Source organism: Collinsella aerofaciens (assembly GCF_015557435.1).
Classification (GTDB): Bacteria; Actinomycetota; Coriobacteriia; order Coriobacteriales; family Coriobacteriaceae; genus Collinsella; species Collinsella aerofaciens_Z.
This window is the reverse complement of the sequence record NZ_JADNOH010000021.1, coordinates 1-18,520: the sequence shown is the minus strand read 5'-3', so window position 1 is coordinate 18,520 and position 18,520 is coordinate 1. Positions and strand designations below refer to the sequence as shown.

The window sequence follows — 18,520 nt, the reverse complement described above, 5'->3', positions numbered from 1 at the left end:
ATATAGGCACACAAGGTCAAAGGCGGCACCATGATCCTCCTGGTCGACAAGATCGAAAAAAGCTTCGGCGCGCGCGTCCTCTTTAGCGGCGCGTCCTTCCAGATCAACCCCGGCGAACGCTTTGCGCTCGTGGGACCCAACGGCGCCGGCAAAACCACCATGCTCAAAATCATCATGGGCATCGACAGTCCAGATGCCGGCCAGGTCCAGTACGCCAAGGACTGCCACGTGGGCTATCTAGAGCAAGAAACCAACCTAGAGCAAAAGGACACCACCATCCTCGCCGAGGTCATGGCCGCCGCCAAGGAAATCCGCCGCATGGGCGAGCGCGCCAACGAGCTGCAGGCCCAGATCACCGAGCTCTCCGAGCAGGGCAAGGACGTCGACGCACTCCTTAACGAGTACGGCCAGGTCCAAGACCGCTTTGAACACCTGGGCGGCTACGAGCTCGAGAGCAACGCCCGCAAGATCCTGTCCGGCCTGGGCTTTAAGGTCACTGACTTTGAGCGCCCGTGCTCCGAGTTCTCCGGCGGCTGGCAGATGCGTATCGCGCTGGCAAAGCTTTTCCTGCGCCACCCCGACCTGCTGCTGCTGGACGAGCCCACCAATCACCTGGACCTCGAGAGCGTCCAATGGCTTCGCGGCTTTATCGCCAACTATGACGGCGCCGTCCTCATCGTCAGCCACGACCGCGCCTTCATGGACGCCTGCGTCGACCACGTGGCCGCGCTCGAGAACCGCCGCGTGACCACCTACACCGGCAACTACAGCAGCTACCTTAAGCAGCGCGAGGACAACCTGGAGCAGATGCGCGCCAAGCGCGCTGCCCAGGAGCGAGACATCGCCCATATGCAGGTCTTCGTCGACAAGTTCCGCTACAAGCCCACCAAAGCCGCGCAGGCCCAGGAGCGCATCCGCAAGATCGAGCAGATCAAAAAGGAGCTCGTCATCCTGCCCGAGGGCCACAAGCACATCGACTTTAAGTTCCCCGACCCGCCGCGCTCGGGCGACATGGTCGTGGGCCTGGAGGGCGTCTCCAAGTCCTACGGCGACAAGCACATTTACAGCGATATCGACATCAAGCTCTACCGCGGCGAGCACGTGGCGCTCGTCGGCCCCAACGGCGCCGGCAAGTCCACCCTCATGAAGATCATCGCCGGCTTGGAGCCGCCAACCACTGGCACGCGCGACTTGGGCACCAACGTGGGTGTAGCCTATTACGCCCAGCACGCGCTCGAGGGCATGACCGAGTCCAACACCGTCCTGCAAGAGATCGACACCGTCACGCCCAAGTGGACCGTGCCGCAGCAGCGCAGCCTGTTGGGCGCCTTCCTGTTTAGCGACAACGACTCAATCGAAAAGCAGGTCCGCGTCCTCTCTGGCGGCGAAAAGGCGCGTCTGGCCCTGGCCAAGATGCTCGTTGCCCCCGAGGCACTCCTGTGCCTGGACGAGCCCACCAACCACCTGGACATCGACTCGGTGGACATGCTCGAGAGCGCCCTGCAAAACTTCCCCGGCACCATCGTGCTGATCAGCCACGACGAGCACCTGGTGCGCGCCGTGGCCAACCGCGTCATCGACATTCGCGACGGCAAGGTCACGGTCTACGACGGCGACTACGACTACTACCTCTACAAGCGCGAGGACCTCGCGGCCCGCGCCGCCGCCGAGGCGTCCACGGAGAGCGTGCCTGCGGCGGCCAAGTCCGCTAAGGTCACCGCCGCCCAGGCCGACACCCCCGCCGCGGCACCTAAGCCTGCCGAGGGCAAAAAGACCAAGGAGCAAAAGCGCGCCGAGGCCCAGGCCCGCGCCGCGCTTAACAAAAAGCTCAAGGGCGTGCGCAACCAGCTCAAGAAGATCGAGACCGAGCTTGACAAAAAGCGCGCCCGCTATGACGAGCTTATGGAATTGATGGCAAGCGAAGAGCTTTATGCCGATCAGGACAAGTTCAACGCCGCGCTGGGGGAATATAACGGCCTTAAGCAAGAGCTGCCCAAGCTCGAGGACGAATGGCTCGAGCTTTCCACCCAGATCGAAGAGGAGACCGCGCGTGAACTCTCGTAAGGCCGCTGCCGTGGCGATGAGCATCATCGCCATCGCCTGTCGCATCTGCGGCATCTTTATGAGCGCGATGACCGTGCTATTGTGCTTTAGCGGCCTCACCGCTAAGTTGCAGATCGTCGGCTTTGTCGTCGAGCTCTCGCGCGCCCTGCCGAGCGCCATTGCCGGCTACGGCGTCATCACGTCGCCTTTTGGCGGTGTGTTCCGCTTGGATTACGCCATCGTGGCCGTCATTTTGTTTGTGGCCGACTACCTGCTCACGCGTGCCTCGCGCCGCGTCCGCTAGGGGAGCGCCATGTCCAGCAGCTACTTCATGAACCTGCTCGCCAGCGCCGTTGCCGTCATCGTGGGAATCGTGATCCACGAGAGCGCGCACGCCGCCGCGGCCTGGGCACTTGGCGACAAGACGGCCCGTTCGCGCGGCCGTGTCTCGCTCAACCCGCTCAACCACATCGACCCGTTTGGCACCATCCTCCTGCCGCTGCTTATGCTCGCGGCCGGCGGCCCGGTATTCGCCTTCGCCAAGCCCGTGCCCGTCTACCTCAACAACCTCAAGCAGCCCAAGCGCGACGAGGTCCTGGTGAGCGCGGCCGGCCCCGCATCGAACATCGCGCTCGCGTGCCTCGCGGCCGCCCTCATGCGCGCAGCGTATGGCAACCTCTACGCAAGCATGTCCTTTGCCGTAGCGTCACAGATCATGAACTTCGGTGCCACGTTTATCGTGGTCAACTTGTCACTCGCGTTCTTTAACCTCATCCCGATCCCGCCGCTCGACGGCTCGTCGATCATCGTCCCATTCCTCAAAGGCAAGGCGCTCGCCAACTACTACCGACTGCAGCAATACGCCATGCCCATCCTCATCCTGGTGCTGTACCTGCTACCCATGTGGACCGGCATCGACTTGATCGGCCGCTATTTCGACGTTACCGTGTATCCGCTCGCCGAGTGGCTGCTCAACTTCGCAATCGCCGGCATCTAAGGTAAACTTACAGGTCGGCCGTGCAAAACGGTCGCAACATGCACCCAAACCGCGCCGCGAAGGCGCCGTCAAAGGAGGTCGAAGATGTCGTATCGCGTGTCGACGCAGGTCTACAGCGGACCGTTCGACCTGCTGCTGCAGCTGGTAACCCGCCAAAAAGTTGATATCGGCGCCATCTCCATTAGCGAGGTGGCCGAGCAATACCTGGCCGAGGTCGAGCGCATCGAGGCGTTGGACCTGGACGTGGCGAGCGACTTTTTGCTGGTCGCGGCAACCCTTTTGGACATTAAGGCCGCCTCGCTGGTGCCCCAGGAGACCCCCAGCAAAACCGTCGACGATGACGAGGACGATGAAGACCTCGAGGAGCTCAGCGCGCTCGACGGCGACGCCCTGCGCGAGGTCCTGATCCAGCGCCTGATTGCCTACAAGCAATTTAAGGGCGCGGCGGCGGCCCTTGGCGCGCGCATGCAGGCCGAGAGCCGCATGCATCCGCGCGTTGCCGGCCCCGACCCCGAATTCCTAGGCCTTATGCCCGACTACCTGGCCGGCATTACCCTGCGCGGCCTGGCCGTCATCTGTGCCGACCTGGACGGCAAGCGCCAGACCTTCCTGCTGGAGGCCGAGCACGTGGCGCCGCATCGCGTGCCGCTCGATCTGACGGTGGCCTCGGTCGACCGCTTTACCATGGCGCACCAAACCTGCACCTTCCGCGAGCTGCTGGACGGCGACGCCACGACTGAGCAGCTCGTCGTCACCTTCCTTGCCATGCTCGAGCTCGCCAAACGCGGCTCGCTCACGCTGAGCCAGGACGAGATCTTTGGAACCATTCAAATCAACCGCGTCGAGGGCGCCGAGGCCTATGTGCCCGGCGAGGGCCCCGAGCTCACTGAATAGGAGCGGCAACCATGTCAAACCTTTCCACGCTGGAGGCCAACAGCCTCAAAGGCGCCCTCGAGGCGCTGCTGCTGGTGTCGAGCGACCCCGTGAGTGCACCTGCGCTGGCAGGTGCACTGGATATCGCCCCCGGCGAGTGCGCGTCGCTTTTGGCCGAGCTCAAGGTTGAATATGAGGAGGCCAATCGCGGCTTTCAGCTGCGCGAGGTCGCCGGCGGCTGGCGTCTGTTTACGCACCCTGCCTACCACGACGTGGTCGAGGCCTACGTGCTGAGCTGGGACACGCAAAAACTGTCGCAGGCGGCGCTCGAGACCCTGGCCGTCATCGCCTATCACCAACCCGTCACGCGTGAGGTGGTCAAGGGCATCCGCGGCGTCAACTCCGACGGCGTCATCGCGTCGCTTGTTGACAAGGGCCTGGTGCGCGAGCTCGGCCGCGACCCCGAGCGCGGTCAGGCCATCATCTACGGTACGACCAACGCCTTCTTGGAAAAGTTCGGCCTTCGCTCCACTCGCGACCTGCCCGATCTGGAGCAGTTTGCCCCCGACGAGCAGTCGCGCCAGTTTATCCGCGAGCGCCTGAGCGGCCGCAGCATTCAGTCCACGCTCGAGGAGCAGGCCGAAGATCTGGACGAAGAGCGCGAACTGATCGATACCGATGTTGAAGATGTTGAGGCAGTCGAGGACGAGGATACCCTGGTTGTCGACGATACCTCGGAGGACATGCATGACGAGGACTAACGAAGCAGAGGTGACGCGCGCCGCAGGCGCCACAACGCCCGCAGGCGACGCCCAGCCCGTCTACCCGCACACGATGCGCCTGCAGCGCTTTTTGGCACGCGCGGGCGTGGCGAGCCGCCGCGGCTCGGAGGACCTGATGACCGCAGGCCGCGTGACCGTCAACGGTCAGGTCGCGACCGAACTGGGCACCAAGGTCGACGTCGACCGCGACAACATCGAGGTTGATGGCATGCCCGTCAAGCTCAACCAGGGCGCCGTGTACCTGATGCTCTACAAGCCGACCGGCTACCTCACCACCATGAGCGATCCGCAGGAGCGCCCCTGCGTGGCCGAGCTGGTCCCGCGCGACCGCTTTCCGGGGCTCTTCCCGGTGGGTCGCCTGGACCGCGACACCACGGGCCTTTTGCTCTTTACCACCGACGGCGATCTGTCGCAGGATCTGCTGCACCCCAGCAAGCACGTCTACAAGACCTACCAGGCGCTCGTGGACGGCGAACTGTCCGACCGCGATCTTACACCGCTGCGTCGCGGCATCGAGCTCGACGACGGCCTGTGCCAGCCGGCAATCTGCCGCGTCATTACCGCGCGCGAGGCCGAGGCCGTGGCTCCGCAAGGCGTAAAGCCCGGCACCACCGCCGTGGAGGTCATCATCCGCGAGGGCCGCAAGAACCAGGTCAAACGCATGCTGAGCAAGATCCACCATCCAGTGATCCGCCTGCACCGCTGTAACTTTGCCGGCCTGGAGCTCAAGGACGTGGCCAAGGGCTCGTGGCGCGAGCTCACCGACCGCGAGGTGCAGATTCTCAAAAGCGGTGGTATCCCTCCCAAGCAGGCGAGCGCCAAACACGCCGGCGCGCCAGTGACCAACACCGCGAGTCGCACGCGCCATCACGGCAGCCACGGCTCCGCGCCCAAGCGCAACACCTACCGCGAGCGCTACACGGGCTAGACAACCCGCCGCGCCTCAACGCCCGCGAACCATACCAGCACGTTAACCACCGAAAGGAAGCATTGCATGATCGTCGCCATCGACGGCCCCGCCGGTTCCGGCAAGTCCACCATCGCCAAGGAGATCGCCCGCCAGCTGGGCTTTAACAAGCTCGACACGGGCGCCATGTATCGCGCCGTCACCTTCGCCGCGCTCGACCGCGGCGTCGACCTGGACGACGAAGCGGCCATCGACGCCCTCGCCGAGCAGATCGATATTCGCTTTACCAACGGCACCGGCGAGGACACGCGCCTGACCATCGACGGCCAGGATGCCTCGGCTGCCATTCGCACCCCGCAGGTGGACGCCAACGTCTCCAAGGTCTCGGCCTACCCGGGCGTGCGCGCGGCCATGCTCATCCACCAGCGCCGCGCCGCCGAGAACCGCGACATCGTCGCCGAGGGTCGCGACATCGGCACCGTCGTGTTCCCCAACGCGCAGGTCAAGGTGTTCCTAACCGCCGACCCGCGCGAGCGTGCCCGTCGCCGCGTGCTGCAGCGCCACCAAAACGACGCTCAGCCGCTCTCCGAAGATCAGCTCGAGGCCGAGGTCGACGAGACCCTCGACGCACTCAAGCAGCGCGACAAACTCGACAGCAGCCGCGAGGTCGCACCGCTCGTGCCCGCCGAGGACGCCGTGCACGTCGACTCCACCGCCCACACCATCGACGAGGTCGTCTCGATAATCGAGGACCTCATTAACCAAAGGAGGTAGCCCATGCGCCTGTTTAAACAGACGCCCGAGGATTACTACAACGCCCCGTACGCCGAGTTCCCGGCGCTCATCCGCGGCACCGTCTTCGTGGTCATGGCAATCCTTTGGGCTTTCTCCAAGCTCATGTGGCGCTGGAAGGTCGAGGATGCCAATCTGCTGTTTGAGCGCCAGGAAGGCCGCGGCAGCGTGGTCATCTGCAACCACACCTCGATGGCCGAGCTCCTGGCTGTAGAGACGGCGCTGTTCTTTGGCGGCCGCCGCATTCGCCCCATCTTTAAGTCCGAGTTCGCCAAAACCAAGATTGTGCGCTGGGCCTTTAGCCGCGTAGGCGGCATTCCTGTCGAGCGCGGCACCGCTGACATGAAGTGTCTGCGTGCCGCCCAGCACGCACTACAGCGCGGCGAGGACGTCTTGATCTTCCCCGAGGGCACGCGCATCCGCTCGCGCGAGATCAAGCCCGAGGTCCACGGCGGCTTTGCGCTCATTGCCCAGATGGGCAAGGCGCCCGTCAACCCGCTCGCCATCTGTGGGTGGTCCGACATTACGCCCGAAGGCAAAAAACTCATGCGTCCCAAGAAATGCTGGATCCGTGCCGGCAAGGCCATCTCGCTTTCCGACGCACCGGCCGAGCTCAAGCGCAAGGAGCGCCTGGCATGGTTTGAGTCCGAAGCCATGAATCGTGTCTACGCCATGCGCGATGACCTGTGCGCCGAGCACCCGGGAAGGTTCTAACCATGGGCGTGGAAGTCAAGAACACCGCTGCGACTGCGTTCGACCAGGCAACCGCGCCCACCATCGAGATCGCTGCCCACGCCGGCACCTGCTACGGCGTACAGCGCGCGCTCGACATGGCGCTGGCCGCCGCGCCGCAGGCGGGGGAGAACGCTCAGGTCCACACCCTGGGTCCGCTCATCCATAATCCCATCGTGGTGCGCGAGCTCGCCGAGGCAGGCGTTGGTCTGGCCGACACCTTGGACGACGCCGCGTCGGGCACTGTAATCATCCGCGCCCACGGCGTGGTGCCGCAGGTCATCGACGCCGCTCGCGAGCGCGGCCTTACCGTGGTCGATGCCACCTGCCCCTACGTGAAGAAGGTTCATGTGGCGGCCGAGCGCCTGGTGCGCGAGGGCTACCGCGTGATCGTCGTGGGCGAGCCGGGCCACCCCGAGGTCGAGGGCATTCTGGGCCACGCTGGTGATGACGCTCAAGTCGTGAGCTGCGCCGCCGATGCTGACGCGCTGCGGCTCAAGGGCAAGGTGGGCCTGGTTGTGCAGACCACCCAAACCGCGCAGAACCTGGCCGAGGTTGTGGCCTCCATCACCCCGCGTGTGCAGGAACTGCGCGTGATCAACACCATCTGCGCCGCCACGAGCGAACGGCAGCAGGCAGCCGCGTCGCTTGCCAACCGCTGTGATTGCATGGTCGTCGTGGGCGGCAAAAATTCGGGCAACACCCGTCGCCTGGCGCAAATCTGCGCCGACGTCTGCGAGCACACGCATTACATCGAGGAAGCTTCCGAGCTCGAGGCCGCATGGTTTGCCAGTGCGCGCCACATCGGCATCACCGCCGGAGCCTCCACCCCGCAAGAACACATCGAACGCGCCGTTGCGCGCATCAAGGAGCTTTGCCGCTAATCATGGACCAGACCGTACCCGCATACGCCGCCGAGGTGGCCGATTACGGGCGCAGCCGCGACCCCGAGCCGGGTGAGGGCGCGCTCGTAAAGAACGTGCGTCCCGAATCGCCCGCATGGGATGTGGGTATCGAGCCGGGCATGCGTGTGCTCAAGGTCAACGGCGAGCAGCTAACCGATATGATCGTGTGGCTCTGGGAAGCAGACGACGACACCGTCGAGTTGGAGGTTTTCGACCCGCGCGACGGCACCGTCACCCCCGTCGAGCTTGACCGCTTCCCGGGCGAGGACTGGGGCCTGGAGTTCGACGGCCCCATCTTTGACGGCATGCGTACCTGCGTCAACGCCTGCGTGTTCTGCTTTATGACCATGCTGCCCAAGGGCGGCCGCTCCACGCTCTACATTCGCGACGACGACTATCGCCTGAGCTTTTTGCAGGGCAACTTTGTCACGCTGACCAACCTTTCCGACGAGGACGTGCAAAACGTCATCGATCGCAACATGAGTCCGATGAACGTGTCGGTCCACGCCGTGAGCCCCGATGTTCGCCGCCGCATGATGGGCCGCAACGCCCAGCGCGGCATGGACGTGCTCGAGGCCATCATGGCCGCCGGCATCGAGATTCACGCGCAGATCGTTTTGTGCCCTGGCATAAACGACGGCGAGGAACTGCTGAAGACCCTGCGCTTTTGCGAGGAGCACGAACAGATCACGAGCCTGGGCATTGTGCCGCTGGGCTTTACCAAGCATCAGAACCGCTTTACGTGGTCCTACAGCGACAAGCCCGAGCTGGCGCGCGAGACCATCGCCATGATCCGGCCCTTCCAGGACCGCGCGTACGAGCGCTTTGGTCGCCACACCTTTCAGATGAGCGACGAATTCTACCTGGACGCCGGCATCGAGCCGCCCGAGGCCGATTTCTACGACGGCTACCCGCAGTACTACGACGGCATCGGCATGATCCGCTCGTATCTGGACGAGACAGACGATGTCCTTGCCGCCGACGCCGAGCGCCTTGCCCGCGTTCGCAAGGCTATGACCGCCCGCAACCAGCGCCTGGTATGTCTCTCGGGCGCCAGCGCACGCGATACCGTGGCGCGCTTCGTGGAGTCTCCACAGGGCCTTTCCGGCACCGTCATGGCCATCAAGAACCGCTACTTTGGCGGCAACGTGGACGTGACCGGCCTCATCGTCGCGAGCGATATCCTGGAGCAGCTGCCGCAAGACCTGTCGGGGGTTATGCTCTTTGTGCCTAAGCTCATGTTCAACGCTGACGGCATGACGCTTGACGAGTATCATCGTGACGATTTACTCGCAAGCCTTACCAGTCGCGGCGCCGAGGTTCATGTGGTGTCGACCATGCCGCATGAGCTGCTCGATACCCTGGAGCACATCCTTGGCATTGTGCCTGCCGACTCTACTAATACCGCTGACCCTATCCATTAAAGGAGAGCAGATGAAACCTATCGTCGCCGTCGTCGGACGCCCCAACGTGGGCAAGTCCACGCTCGTTAACCGCCTGGCCCAGACCTCGGACGCCATCGTCCACGAGTCCCGCGGCGTCACGCGCGACCGTTCGTATCACACGGCCGATTGGAACGGCCGCGAGTTCACCATCGTCGACACGGGCGGCATCGAGCCGCTCAAGAGCGATGACGTGTTTGCCACGTCCATCCGCGATCAGGCGCTCGCCGCCGCCGAGGAAGCCGCCGTCATCCTATTTGTGGTCGACGGCCGCACCGGAGTCACCGAAGAGGACGAGTCGGTCGCTCGCATGCTCAAGCGCTGCGACAAGCCGGTCTTTCTGTTGGTGAACAAGCTCGATAACCCCGATCGCGAGAACGACAGCATCTGGGAGTTCTATTCGCTCGGCATCGGTGAGCCCACGCCGCTGTCGGCCCTGCACGGACATGGCACGGGCGACCTGCTCGACGATATCGTGGCCCTGCTCCCCGAGGAAGAGGACGAGGTCGCCGATGAATTCCCCGACGCGCTGAACGTCGCTATCATCGGCCGCCCCAACGCCGGTAAGTCGTCGCTGTTCAACCGCATCCTGGGAGCCGACCGCTCCATCGTGTCGAACATTGCCGGCACCACGCGCGATGCCATCGACACCGTCGTCGAGTGCAACGGCAAGCACTACCGCATGGTCGACACCGCGGGCATTCGCAAGAAGAGCACCGTGTACGAGAACATCGAGTACTACTCCATGGTCCGCGGCCTGCGTGCCATCGACCGCGCCGACGTGGCGCTGCTCGTCGTCGACGCCTCCGTGGGTGTTACCGAGCAGGACCAGAAGGTCATGGGCTTGGCCATCGAGCGCGGCTGCGCCATCGTGGTGCTGCTCAACAAGTGGGATCTGCTCGACGACGACCGTAAGCGCGAGGCCTGCATGGAGACCATCGACCGCCGTCTGGGCGTCATGGCTCCCTGGGCCCAGTACCTGCGCATCTCGGCTCTGACCGGCCGCAGCGTCGAGAAGATCTGGGCGATGGTCGATGCCGCCGAGAAGACGCGCTCGCAAAAGATCAGCACCTCGCGCCTCAACACGTTCCTCACCGACCTGCGCGAGTTCGGTCATACCGTGGTGGACGGCAAGCGCCGCCTGCGCATGCACTACGTGACCCAGACGGGCGTCAACCCGCCGACGTTCACGTTCTTCGTCAACCACAGCGACCTGGTCAATGACACCTACCAGCGTTACGTGGAGAACCGCATGCGCTCGACCTTCGACTTCGCCGGTACGCCCATTCGACTCTTCTTTAGGAAGAAGGAGCAAAAGGATGCATAATCCGATTCTTCTGACCGCCATCTGCGCCGTGGTCTCGTTCTTTATCGGAGCGATTCCCTTTGGCTTGATCTTGGGCCGCGTGTTCAACCACACTGACATTCGCAAGGCGGGATCCGGAAACATCGGTACCACCAACGCGCTGCGCGTGGCCGGCCCCAAGGTCGCCGCGCTCACGCTGCTGCTCGACTGCCTTAAGGGCGCCATCTGTGTCATCATCGCGCGCCCGCTCATCGCGAGCGTGGGCTATGGCTTCCCCGTGAGCATCATGGCTCCCGGCGCGGCCGGCGACTGGATGCTCGGTGTCATCTGCCTGGCTGCTGTGTGGGGCCACATCTTCTCGCCCTACCTCAACTTCCACGGCGGCAAGGGCATCGCCGTAGGCTTGGGCGTAATCCTTGCCTGGTACTGGCCCATTGGCTTGTCACTGCTGGGCATGTTTATCGTGGCCGTCGCCATCACCAAGTACGTGTCGGTGGGCTCGCTTGCCGCCGCCATCGGTCTTCCCATCGCTGCCTGCGCGGTCTTTCCGTATAGCAGCCTGGGCCTCAAGTTTTGCATGGCGATGATCGGCATCACCGTGGTGTGGGCCCATCGCTCGAATATCCAAAAGCTCATGGCCGGTAAGGAGTCCAAGCTCTCGTTTACCAAGCGCGTCACCGTGCCCGACGATAAGTAGGAGAAAGTCATGAATGTTGCGCTGATTGGCTCCGGCTCCTGGGGAACCGCCGTCGCCGGCCTTGCCGCCGCGCGAGCCGAGCGCGTGACCATGTGGGCCCACAGCGAGCAGACGGCCGCCGGCATTAACGCCGAGCACCGTAACCCGCGCTATCTGGTGGGATACGAGCTGCCTGACAACGTGGAAGCAACGACCGAGCTCACTCAGGCGCTCGACGGTGCCGATGCGATCATCTTTGCCGTGCCCTCCACGCACTTGCGCGACGTGTGCCATCAGGCAGCGCCGTATATCGATGCCGAAACTCCGGTCCTGTGCCTCACCAAGGGCATTGAGCCCGAGTCCGGCCTGCTCATGAGCGAGGTCATCGCCAGCGAGATCGGCAACGAGGCGCGCGTGGCGGCGCTCTCGGGCCCCAACCATGCCGAGGAGATCTGCCGCGGCGGGCTTTCTGCCGCCGTCATCGCCAGCGAACATCCGCAGATAGGGGAGACCTTTAAGGACCTGCTCCTGTCCACGGCCTTCCGCATCTATCTGTCGCAAGACATGACCGGTGTCGAGGTCTGCGGCGCCATGAAAAATGTCATCGCCATCGTGTGCGGCATCTCCGCCGGCACCGGTGCCGGCGACAACACGCTCGCCCTCATCATGACGCGCGGCCTGGCCGAGATTAGCCGTCTGGTGCATGCCCGCGGCGGTCAAGCTATGACCTGCATGGGACTTGCCGGCATGGGCGACCTCATTGCCACCTGCACCTCGGAGCACTCGCGCAACCGCACCTTTGGCTACGAGTTTGCCCACGGCGTGTCGCTCGACGAGTATCAGACGCGCACGCATATGGTGGTTGAGGGCGCCGTCGCGGCCCGCAGCGTCAGCGAGCTTGCCCGTTCACTGGGCGTAGACATTCCGCTCACCTTTGCCGTGGAGCAAACGCTCTACAACGGTGTTACTTTGGATAGAGCGCTCGAGATTCTTACCGACCGCGTCCCCTCTCAAGAGTTCTACGGACTCAACGACTAGCGCAGAAAGGCTACTACCATGGGTTCCATCAAAATCGCTCCGTCCGTCCTTTCGGCCGACATGGCCAACCTCAAGGGCGAGCTCGACAAGATCGCTGGCGCCGATTACGTGCACTTTGACGTTATGGACGGTCATTTTACCGGCAACCTCACCTTTGGCGTTGACGTCCTCAAGGCCGTCAAGCGCTCCACCGACGTGCCGGTCGACGCGCACCTGATGGTATCGAACCCCGACGAGACGGTCGATTGGTACGCCGACGCCGGTGCCGACATGATCACCGTGCACTATGAGGCCTCCACGCACCTGCACCGCACGCTCACGCATCTTCAGCAGCGCGGCGTCAAGGCCGGTGTGGTGCTCAACCCCGCCACCCCCGTGTGCGTGCTCGAGAGCATCATCGACGTCGTCGATATGGTGCTGCTGATGAGCGTGAACCCCGGCTTTGGCGGCCAGAGCTTTATCCCGGGCACCATCGCCAAGCTCCACGAGCTCAAAGCCATGTGCGAGCGCCACGGCGTGTCGCCCATGATCGAGGTCGACGGCGGCATCTCTTCCAAAAACATCGCCGAGGTCGTCAAGGCCGGTGCCGATGTCCTGGTGGCCGGCTCCGCCGTATTTAAGTCCCAAGATCCCGCTGCCGAGGTTGCGCTGCTGCAGAAGCTGGGCAACGAGGCCGCACAGGAGGCATAAACCCTTATGACCCCAGGTCAAAACCGCATACCCGTTAATCTTGACTATGCCGCCTCGACGCCCATGCGCGCCGAGGCGCTCCTTGCGCAGCGCGAGTACGACGACAGCGAGCTTGCCGGCGTCAACCCCAACTCGCTACACTCGCTTGGCCGCAAAGCCGCCGCGCGTCTGGAGGTTGCACGTCGCGAGATTGCCCGCAGCTTTGGCGCGCGCGTCCGCCCGTCCGAGATTGTCCTGACCAACGGCGGCACCGAAGCCAACCAGCTGGCGCTGCTCGGTCTTGCCGAGGGCGCTCGTCAGCGCGATCGCAAGCGCGATCGTGTAATCGTTTCGGCCATCGAGCACGATTCGATTCTGGACAACCTGCCGCTGCTGCGTGCCGCCGGCTTTACCGTCGACCTGGTGCAGCCCTGCCGCGCGGGCTACATTGAGCCTGCCACGCTGAGCGACTTGCTGAGCGACGACGTGTCGCTCGTGAGCATTATGGTCGCCAACAACGAGACCGGCGTGGTGCAGCCCATCCGCGAGCTTGCCTCGGCCGCTCATACCGTGGGCGCAGTGTTCCACACCGATGCTATCCAGGGCTATCTGCACATTCCACTCGATGTCACCGAGCTGGGCGTCGATGCTATGTCCGTCGCGGCCCACAAAATTGGCGGTCCTGTGGCATCCGGCGCGCTCTACGTTAAGACCCGCACGCCACTGCGCCCCCGCATCTTTGGCGGCGGACAGGAAGCCGGACGTCGCGCCGGCACGCAGGACCTGCGCACGCAGCTAGCCTTTGCCGTTGCTGCCCGCACGCTGGTGCCCCAAGTGGCTCAGGAGCGCGAAAAGCTGCAAGCCCTTTCCGACAAACTCTACGCCACGCTTACGGCCCATCCACGCATTCATGCCACCATGGGCGACTACGAGCAGGTCGACCGTCTGCCGGGTATGGTTTCGATCTACGTCGACGGCATGGACTCCGAGGAGCTCATCGTCAAGCTCGACGCCGCCGGCTTTGAGGTTTCGGCCGGCTCTGCCTGCTCGAGCGGCAGCATGGACCCGAGCCATGTTCTCAGCGCCATGGGCATTGGTCGCGAGCAGGCATTGGGCGCTCTGCGTATCTCGTTTGATGACCGTGTGAACCCTGCCGACCTGGACGACTTTGCCCAGACGCTGCTCTCGATCGTGGGTGCCGCATGATCGTCGCCGAGTTTGAACGTGCGCTGCTGGCGCGCTACCCCAAGGCGGACGCCGAGGGCTGGGATCACGTAGGTCTCTCCGTTGGCGATCCCGCTGCCGAGATTACCGGCGTTGCCTGCGCGCTCGATGCCACCGAGGCAAATGTTCGCCGTGCACAAGAAGCCGGTGCCAACGTTCTGCTGACGCATCATCCCATATACATCAAGGCGCCCGAGGCGTTTTGCCCAGCTGATGCCGCACGCCCCCAGTGCAGCGCGGCACTCTACGAGGCAGCGCGTTGCGGCGTGAGCATCATTTCGCTCCACACCAACCTGGACCGCTCGCACGAAGCCCGCGTCTGCCTGAGCGAGCTGCTGGGTGCCGCACCCGTGAGCTCACTGGAGCACGTGGACGACCCCGAGTCCACCGGCCTGGGTGCACTCGCGACCCTCAACAACCCCTGTAGCCTGCGCGATCTCGCCGCCCGTGCCGCCACGGCATTTGGCAGCGACCCGCGTGTGTGGGGCGAAGCCGAGCACGCGTGCCGAACCGTCGCTATTTTGGGCGGCTCCCTGGGCGACTTTGGAGAGCTCGCCATCGCCGCAGGCGCAGATGTTGTCGTGACGGGCGAGGCGGGCTACCACGTGGCGCAAGACCTTGCCTTGCGCGGGCTGTCGGTGATCTTGCTCGGCCACGACCGCTCTGAGGAGCCGTTCGTTGATATATTGATGAACTCTGCAGTTGACGCCGGGGTCGACCCCCGTCATGCGATTAAAATACTGAACCCTTGCCAATGGTGGACTGTGACAAAAGGAGAGAACTTATGAGCGCCGGCGCTACGCTACTCAAGCTGCAACAGATCGATTTGGAGCTCGCCCGCAACAAGAGCGAACTTGCCAATATGCCGGAGCTCAAGGAGCTCGCTTCCAAGCGCAAGACCTATGTGAAGCTCAAGTCCGAGATGACCAAGCTCTACGCCCAGCGCAAGGATCTGGACATTGAGCTCGACGATCTCAACACCACCGAGATTCAGACCAACAACGCCATCGAGGCTGCCAAGAAGCGCCATGTCGACGGCTCCGACTACCGCGAGGTTCAGGACCTGGAGAATGAACTCGCCACCCTGGCCAAGCGTCTGGACAAGATTGAGCACACCCGCAAGGACGTCGTTGTCGCCCATAAGGAGGCGCTCGAGCGCGAGGCCCGCGCGCAGGCAATCATCGCCAAGTTCGAGGAGGGCGTGAAGGCCGATACCAAGGCCGCCCGCGCCAAGGCTGCCGACCTTCAGGCTCAGATTGACGCCGCCACTAAAGAGCGCACCGCGCTTGCTGCCACGCTGCCGGCCGACGTGCTCACCGACTACGAGCGTCTGCTCAAGCAGTTCCGCGGCCTGGCCGTCGAGACCATCCAGGGCAACATCCCCACGGTCTGTCACACCGCGCTGCAGGCATCGTCCATGAGCGACCTCAACCACGACGGTAGCGAGATTACGCACTGCCCGTACTGCCACCGCCTCCTGGTGCTCCCGAGCAAGGAAGCTTAAACGATGGCGGCACCCAACAATTCAATACAACTTGAGGGAAATACGATCCTGCTGGGCATTACCGGCGGGATCGCCGCCTATAAGTCGTGCAATATCGTGCGCCTGCTGCAAAAGCGCGGCGCGCGCGTCAAGGTCGTTATGAGCGAGCATGCCACCGAGTTTGTGGGGCCGCTTACCTTCCGCGCACTCACCAATGAGCCGGTCGCGGTGGGCCTATTCGACGATCCCTCCGACCCCATCCACCACATTTCGCTGGCGCAGGAGCCCGATCTGGTGGTCGTGGCGCCCGCGACGGCCAATATCATCGCCAAGATGGCCAACGGCGTCGCCGATGACCTCATCTCCACCACGCTGCTTGCGACGCCGCGACCCATCGTGATCGCACCCGCTATGAACAACGGCATGTGGAAGGCGCCGGCGACGCAGGCCAACATGGCCACGCTGCGCGAGCGCGGTGTCCATGTGGTGGGTCCGGGCAGCGGCTACCTTGCCTGCGGCGACGTGGACACGGGACGCATGAGCGAGCCCGAGGACATCGTAGAGGCTGTCTGTGAGGTGCTCAACCCCGCGCCACAGGACCTGGCGGGTAAGCGCATCGTAATTACCGCCGGTCCCACGCACGAGCCGATCGACCCCGTGCGATTCATTGGCAACCGCTCTTCGGGCAAGATGGGCATCGCCCTGGCGGGGGAGGCCGCACGCCGCGGCGCTGCGGTCACGCTCGTGTTGGGACCGACATCACTCGATGTGCCCTGCGGCGTGGAGTGCGTGCGCGTGCAGACCGCCGCAGAGATGCTCCAGGCGGCCCTGAGCGCCTTCCAGACGGCCGATGCGGCAATTTGTGCGGCCGCCGTCGCCGACTACACCCCCGCGGCCCCTGCGGACCATAAGCTCAAAAAGGCCAACGAGCGCCTGGATCGCATCGAACTGGTCGAGACGGTCGATATTTTGGCCGAGCTCTCGCGCCAGAAGGGCGAGCGATGCGTGATCGGATTTGCGGCCGAGACCGATAACGTTGTCGAGTACGCAGAGCGCAAATTGGCCCGCAAGGGGTGCGATGTAATAATCGCCAACGATGTCTCACGCACCGATTCGGGCTTTGGGACCGACACCAACAAGGCCTGGATTGTGAGCACAACGGGTACGCAAGAACTTCCCGTACTAACAAAACCCCAGCTCGCAGATACAATTTTGGACTTGCTTCAAAAATTGTAAAAAAGTTCTTGCACAAGTCTAAAGTTTCGGGTTAATATACTCCCTGTTGCGAGCGAGAGCAGAGCAACAAACAAAAGCTTCGGGACGTGGCGCAGCTTGGTAGCGCACTTGACTGGGGGTCAAGGGGTCGCTGGTTCGAATCCAGTCGTCCCGACCAGAAGTTTGCAGGTCAGGCACCTAGTGCCTGACCTTTTTTGTTTTAAGCAATTGCTTAATTTTGATTAATCAACAGGGTGCCAAAAATCTACCTACGCGATAATCGCCTTTTGCGGCTACTTGCGCGTTTTGCACGCGCTTGAGCCGATTTATTAACGCGATGTGAATCTACATACGCGTAGCTGGTATACAGCCGAGTACGGGCTGTATTTATCGCGGCGATTTACACAGATATAGCGACTATAGTGAACAAGCGTGTCGCTGTATTTATTCCAGTAGTTCACTTGATCGGTGGACAAGTGGGCTGCTGCAACGAAACGCCAAGCGGGATGGGCTCTATACGAGGACGCCGCAGGGGTAATGGCGGGGGAGTGCGACGGGCGCTCTGAGAGCCGCTGTATGACCCCATTTCACCTCAACCCGACAACTATGCTTCAAGACGAGAATCGTTCGTTTGGTTGCCAAAAGAAAAGCCCGCACAGCCTGTGCGGGCTTAACAGCTGAGGCTAGAAGCACCAGGCGGGGCGGACGCAATTCGAGACCGTCGCATTGTCACTGATCGCCGGATCGCCGCCGGCGTGGACACGGAGGAAGAACGTAGAGTGGTCCGGACGCACCGAACGTTCCCACCAATAGCTGCCACTGGCAATGGCAGGGTTGTCCGAATAGCTATTCATCACCTTGCCCTTGAAGGCCTCGTACTGGGTTCCCTCGGAGGAGCTCCAGGGGTAGTCGGAAGCCCAATAGGAGGTGGGGACGATCTCGGAGTAGCTGAGCAGAAACAGCTTGTCGGAGGTAGCCGTCACGGCGGCATTCTTGTTCGCGTTACCGCCGCCGACGTTGTTCGTGAGCTTCCTAACCGATTTAACCTTGGATTGGAAATCGGCGGGCATCAGGTTCCAGATCTCGCCCGAATTCATCTTCGCACGGAGTTCGGATGCCTCCCATCCGCCATCGCTGGTTTTCATGGCGTTCATGCGGGACGAAATATCCGTCGAGGTGGTGAGGAACGTCAGTCCCGCCTTGCCGGTGCCGTCGGCCAAGTCGTCGTGGTTGATGCCGATGATACGGTACTCGAGCGTCTGTCCGTCCGTCAGCTTCATCGAGAACTTCGTTCCCGCATCCATCGCGGCCTTTGCCTTGGCGTACGCCGGCGATGCCTCGCCCTTGGAGGCGATGTCCTCGGCAACCGCTTTCTGCTCCTCGAGCGTCCAGTCCTTCGCGTCCTTGGCGACGGCCGCCTGGACGGTCGCGGAATC

At 63.2% G+C, this 18,520-nt stretch carries 19 protein-coding genes and 1 tRNA gene; 19 read left to right on the top strand and 1 reads right to left on the bottom strand.

Features of this window, described 5'->3' with window-relative positions; all coding sequences use genetic code 11:
- Positions 1-30: 30 nt before the first annotated feature.
- The 19 genes from I2G43_RS01890 (at position 31) to I2G43_RS01800 (ending at position 17,262) form a co-directional block, all read left to right on the top strand.
- On the top strand, positions 31-2,064 hold the full coding sequence (locus I2G43_RS01890; RefSeq protein ID WP_195534890.1) for an ABC-F family ATP-binding cassette domain-containing protein: 2,034 nt from the start codon (positions 31-33) through the stop codon (positions 2,062-2,064).
- Positions 2,051-2,347 (top strand): hypothetical protein, encoded by a 297-nt coding sequence (locus I2G43_RS01885; RefSeq protein WP_164473297.1) that lies wholly within the window; start codon positions 2,051-2,053, stop codon positions 2,345-2,347. The genes I2G43_RS01890 and I2G43_RS01885 overlap by 14 nt, the downstream gene beginning before the upstream one ends.
- Before the next feature lie 9 nt (positions 2,348-2,356).
- Positions 2,357-3,040, top strand: coding sequence for a site-2 protease family protein (locus I2G43_RS01880; RefSeq protein ID WP_195534889.1), 684 nt, complete (start codon positions 2,357-2,359; stop codon positions 3,038-3,040).
- Between the two features lie 84 nt (positions 3,041-3,124).
- Positions 3,125-3,934 (top strand): segregation and condensation protein A, encoded by an 810-nt coding sequence (locus tag I2G43_RS01875; protein ID WP_195534888.1) that lies wholly within the window; start codon positions 3,125-3,127, stop codon positions 3,932-3,934.
- Between the two features lie 11 nt (positions 3,935-3,945).
- Positions 3,946-4,674 (top strand): SMC-Scp complex subunit ScpB, encoded by a 729-nt coding sequence (gene scpB, locus I2G43_RS01870; protein ID WP_195534887.1) that lies wholly within the window; start codon positions 3,946-3,948, stop codon positions 4,672-4,674.
- Positions 4,661-5,623, top strand: a complete 963-nt coding sequence (locus tag I2G43_RS01865) for a pseudouridine synthase (protein WP_195534886.1) — start codon at positions 4,661-4,663, stop codon at positions 5,621-5,623. The genes scpB and I2G43_RS01865 overlap by 14 nt, the downstream gene beginning before the upstream one ends.
- 66 nt (positions 5,624-5,689) lie before the next feature.
- Positions 5,690-6,376 carry a (d)CMP kinase gene (cmk, locus tag I2G43_RS01860; protein ID WP_195534885.1) on the top strand — a complete coding sequence of 229 codons (687 nt, stop codon included), beginning with the start codon at positions 5,690-5,692 and terminating at the stop codon, positions 6,374-6,376.
- Positions 6,377-6,379: 3 nt separating this feature from the next.
- On the top strand, positions 6,380-7,108 hold the full coding sequence (locus I2G43_RS01855; protein WP_195534884.1) for a lysophospholipid acyltransferase family protein: 729 nt from the start codon (positions 6,380-6,382) through the stop codon (positions 7,106-7,108).
- Between the two features lie 2 nt (positions 7,109-7,110).
- Positions 7,111-8,010: a 4-hydroxy-3-methylbut-2-enyl diphosphate reductase gene (locus tag I2G43_RS01850; protein WP_195534883.1), complete on the top strand. Its 900-nt coding sequence runs from the start codon at positions 7,111-7,113 to the stop codon at positions 8,008-8,010.
- Between the two features lie 2 nt (positions 8,011-8,012).
- Positions 8,013-9,455 (top strand): DUF512 domain-containing protein, encoded by a 1,443-nt coding sequence (locus tag I2G43_RS01845; protein ID WP_195534882.1) that lies wholly within the window; start codon positions 8,013-8,015, stop codon positions 9,453-9,455.
- A 10-nt stretch (positions 9,456-9,465) separates the two neighbouring features.
- Positions 9,466-10,800, top strand: a complete 1,335-nt coding sequence (gene der / locus I2G43_RS01840) for a ribosome biogenesis GTPase Der (protein ID WP_195534881.1) — start codon at positions 9,466-9,468, stop codon at positions 10,798-10,800.
- Positions 10,793-11,476 (top strand): glycerol-3-phosphate 1-O-acyltransferase PlsY, encoded by a 684-nt coding sequence (plsY, locus tag I2G43_RS01835; protein WP_195534880.1) that lies wholly within the window; start codon positions 10,793-10,795, stop codon positions 11,474-11,476. Before der ends, plsY begins: the two co-directional genes overlap by 8 nt.
- Positions 11,477-11,485: 9 nt before the next feature.
- On the top strand, positions 11,486-12,493 hold the full coding sequence (locus tag I2G43_RS01830) for an NAD(P)H-dependent glycerol-3-phosphate dehydrogenase (RefSeq protein WP_195534879.1): 1,008 nt from the start codon (positions 11,486-11,488) through the stop codon (positions 12,491-12,493).
- An 18-nt stretch (positions 12,494-12,511) separates the two neighbouring features.
- On the top strand, positions 12,512-13,183 hold the full coding sequence (gene rpe, locus I2G43_RS01825; RefSeq protein WP_195534878.1) for a ribulose-phosphate 3-epimerase: 672 nt from the start codon (positions 12,512-12,514) through the stop codon (positions 13,181-13,183).
- A 6-nt stretch (positions 13,184-13,189) separates the two neighbouring features.
- The gene (locus I2G43_RS01820; protein WP_195534877.1) at positions 13,190-14,368 is read left to right on the top strand and encodes a cysteine desulfurase family protein; all 1,179 of its coding nucleotides are present in this window, start codon (positions 13,190-13,192) and stop codon (positions 14,366-14,368) included.
- On the top strand, positions 14,365-15,174 hold the full coding sequence (locus I2G43_RS01815) for a Nif3-like dinuclear metal center hexameric protein (protein WP_195534876.1): 810 nt from the start codon (positions 14,365-14,367) through the stop codon (positions 15,172-15,174). The genes I2G43_RS01820 and I2G43_RS01815 overlap by 4 nt, the downstream gene beginning before the upstream one ends.
- Positions 15,171-15,890 (top strand): zinc ribbon domain-containing protein, encoded by a 720-nt coding sequence (locus I2G43_RS01810; protein ID WP_195534875.1) that lies wholly within the window; start codon positions 15,171-15,173, stop codon positions 15,888-15,890. The genes I2G43_RS01815 and I2G43_RS01810 overlap by 4 nt, the downstream gene beginning before the upstream one ends.
- A gap of 3 nt (positions 15,891-15,893) precedes the next feature.
- Positions 15,894-17,105: a bifunctional phosphopantothenoylcysteine decarboxylase/phosphopantothenate--cysteine ligase CoaBC gene (gene coaBC / locus I2G43_RS01805; protein WP_195534874.1), complete on the top strand. Its 1,212-nt coding sequence runs from the start codon at positions 15,894-15,896 to the stop codon at positions 17,103-17,105.
- Positions 17,106-17,185: 80 nt separating this feature from the next.
- Positions 17,186-17,262: transfer RNA gene (locus I2G43_RS01800), tRNA-Pro, on the top strand.
- Between the two features lie 505 nt (positions 17,263-17,767).
- On the opposite strand, the gene I2G43_RS01795 is transcribed toward I2G43_RS01800, so the two are convergent.
- Positions 17,768-18,520, bottom strand: a 753-nt coding sequence (locus tag I2G43_RS01795) for a DUF6273 domain-containing protein (protein ID WP_229071473.1), incomplete at its 5' end; no start/stop codon positions are given.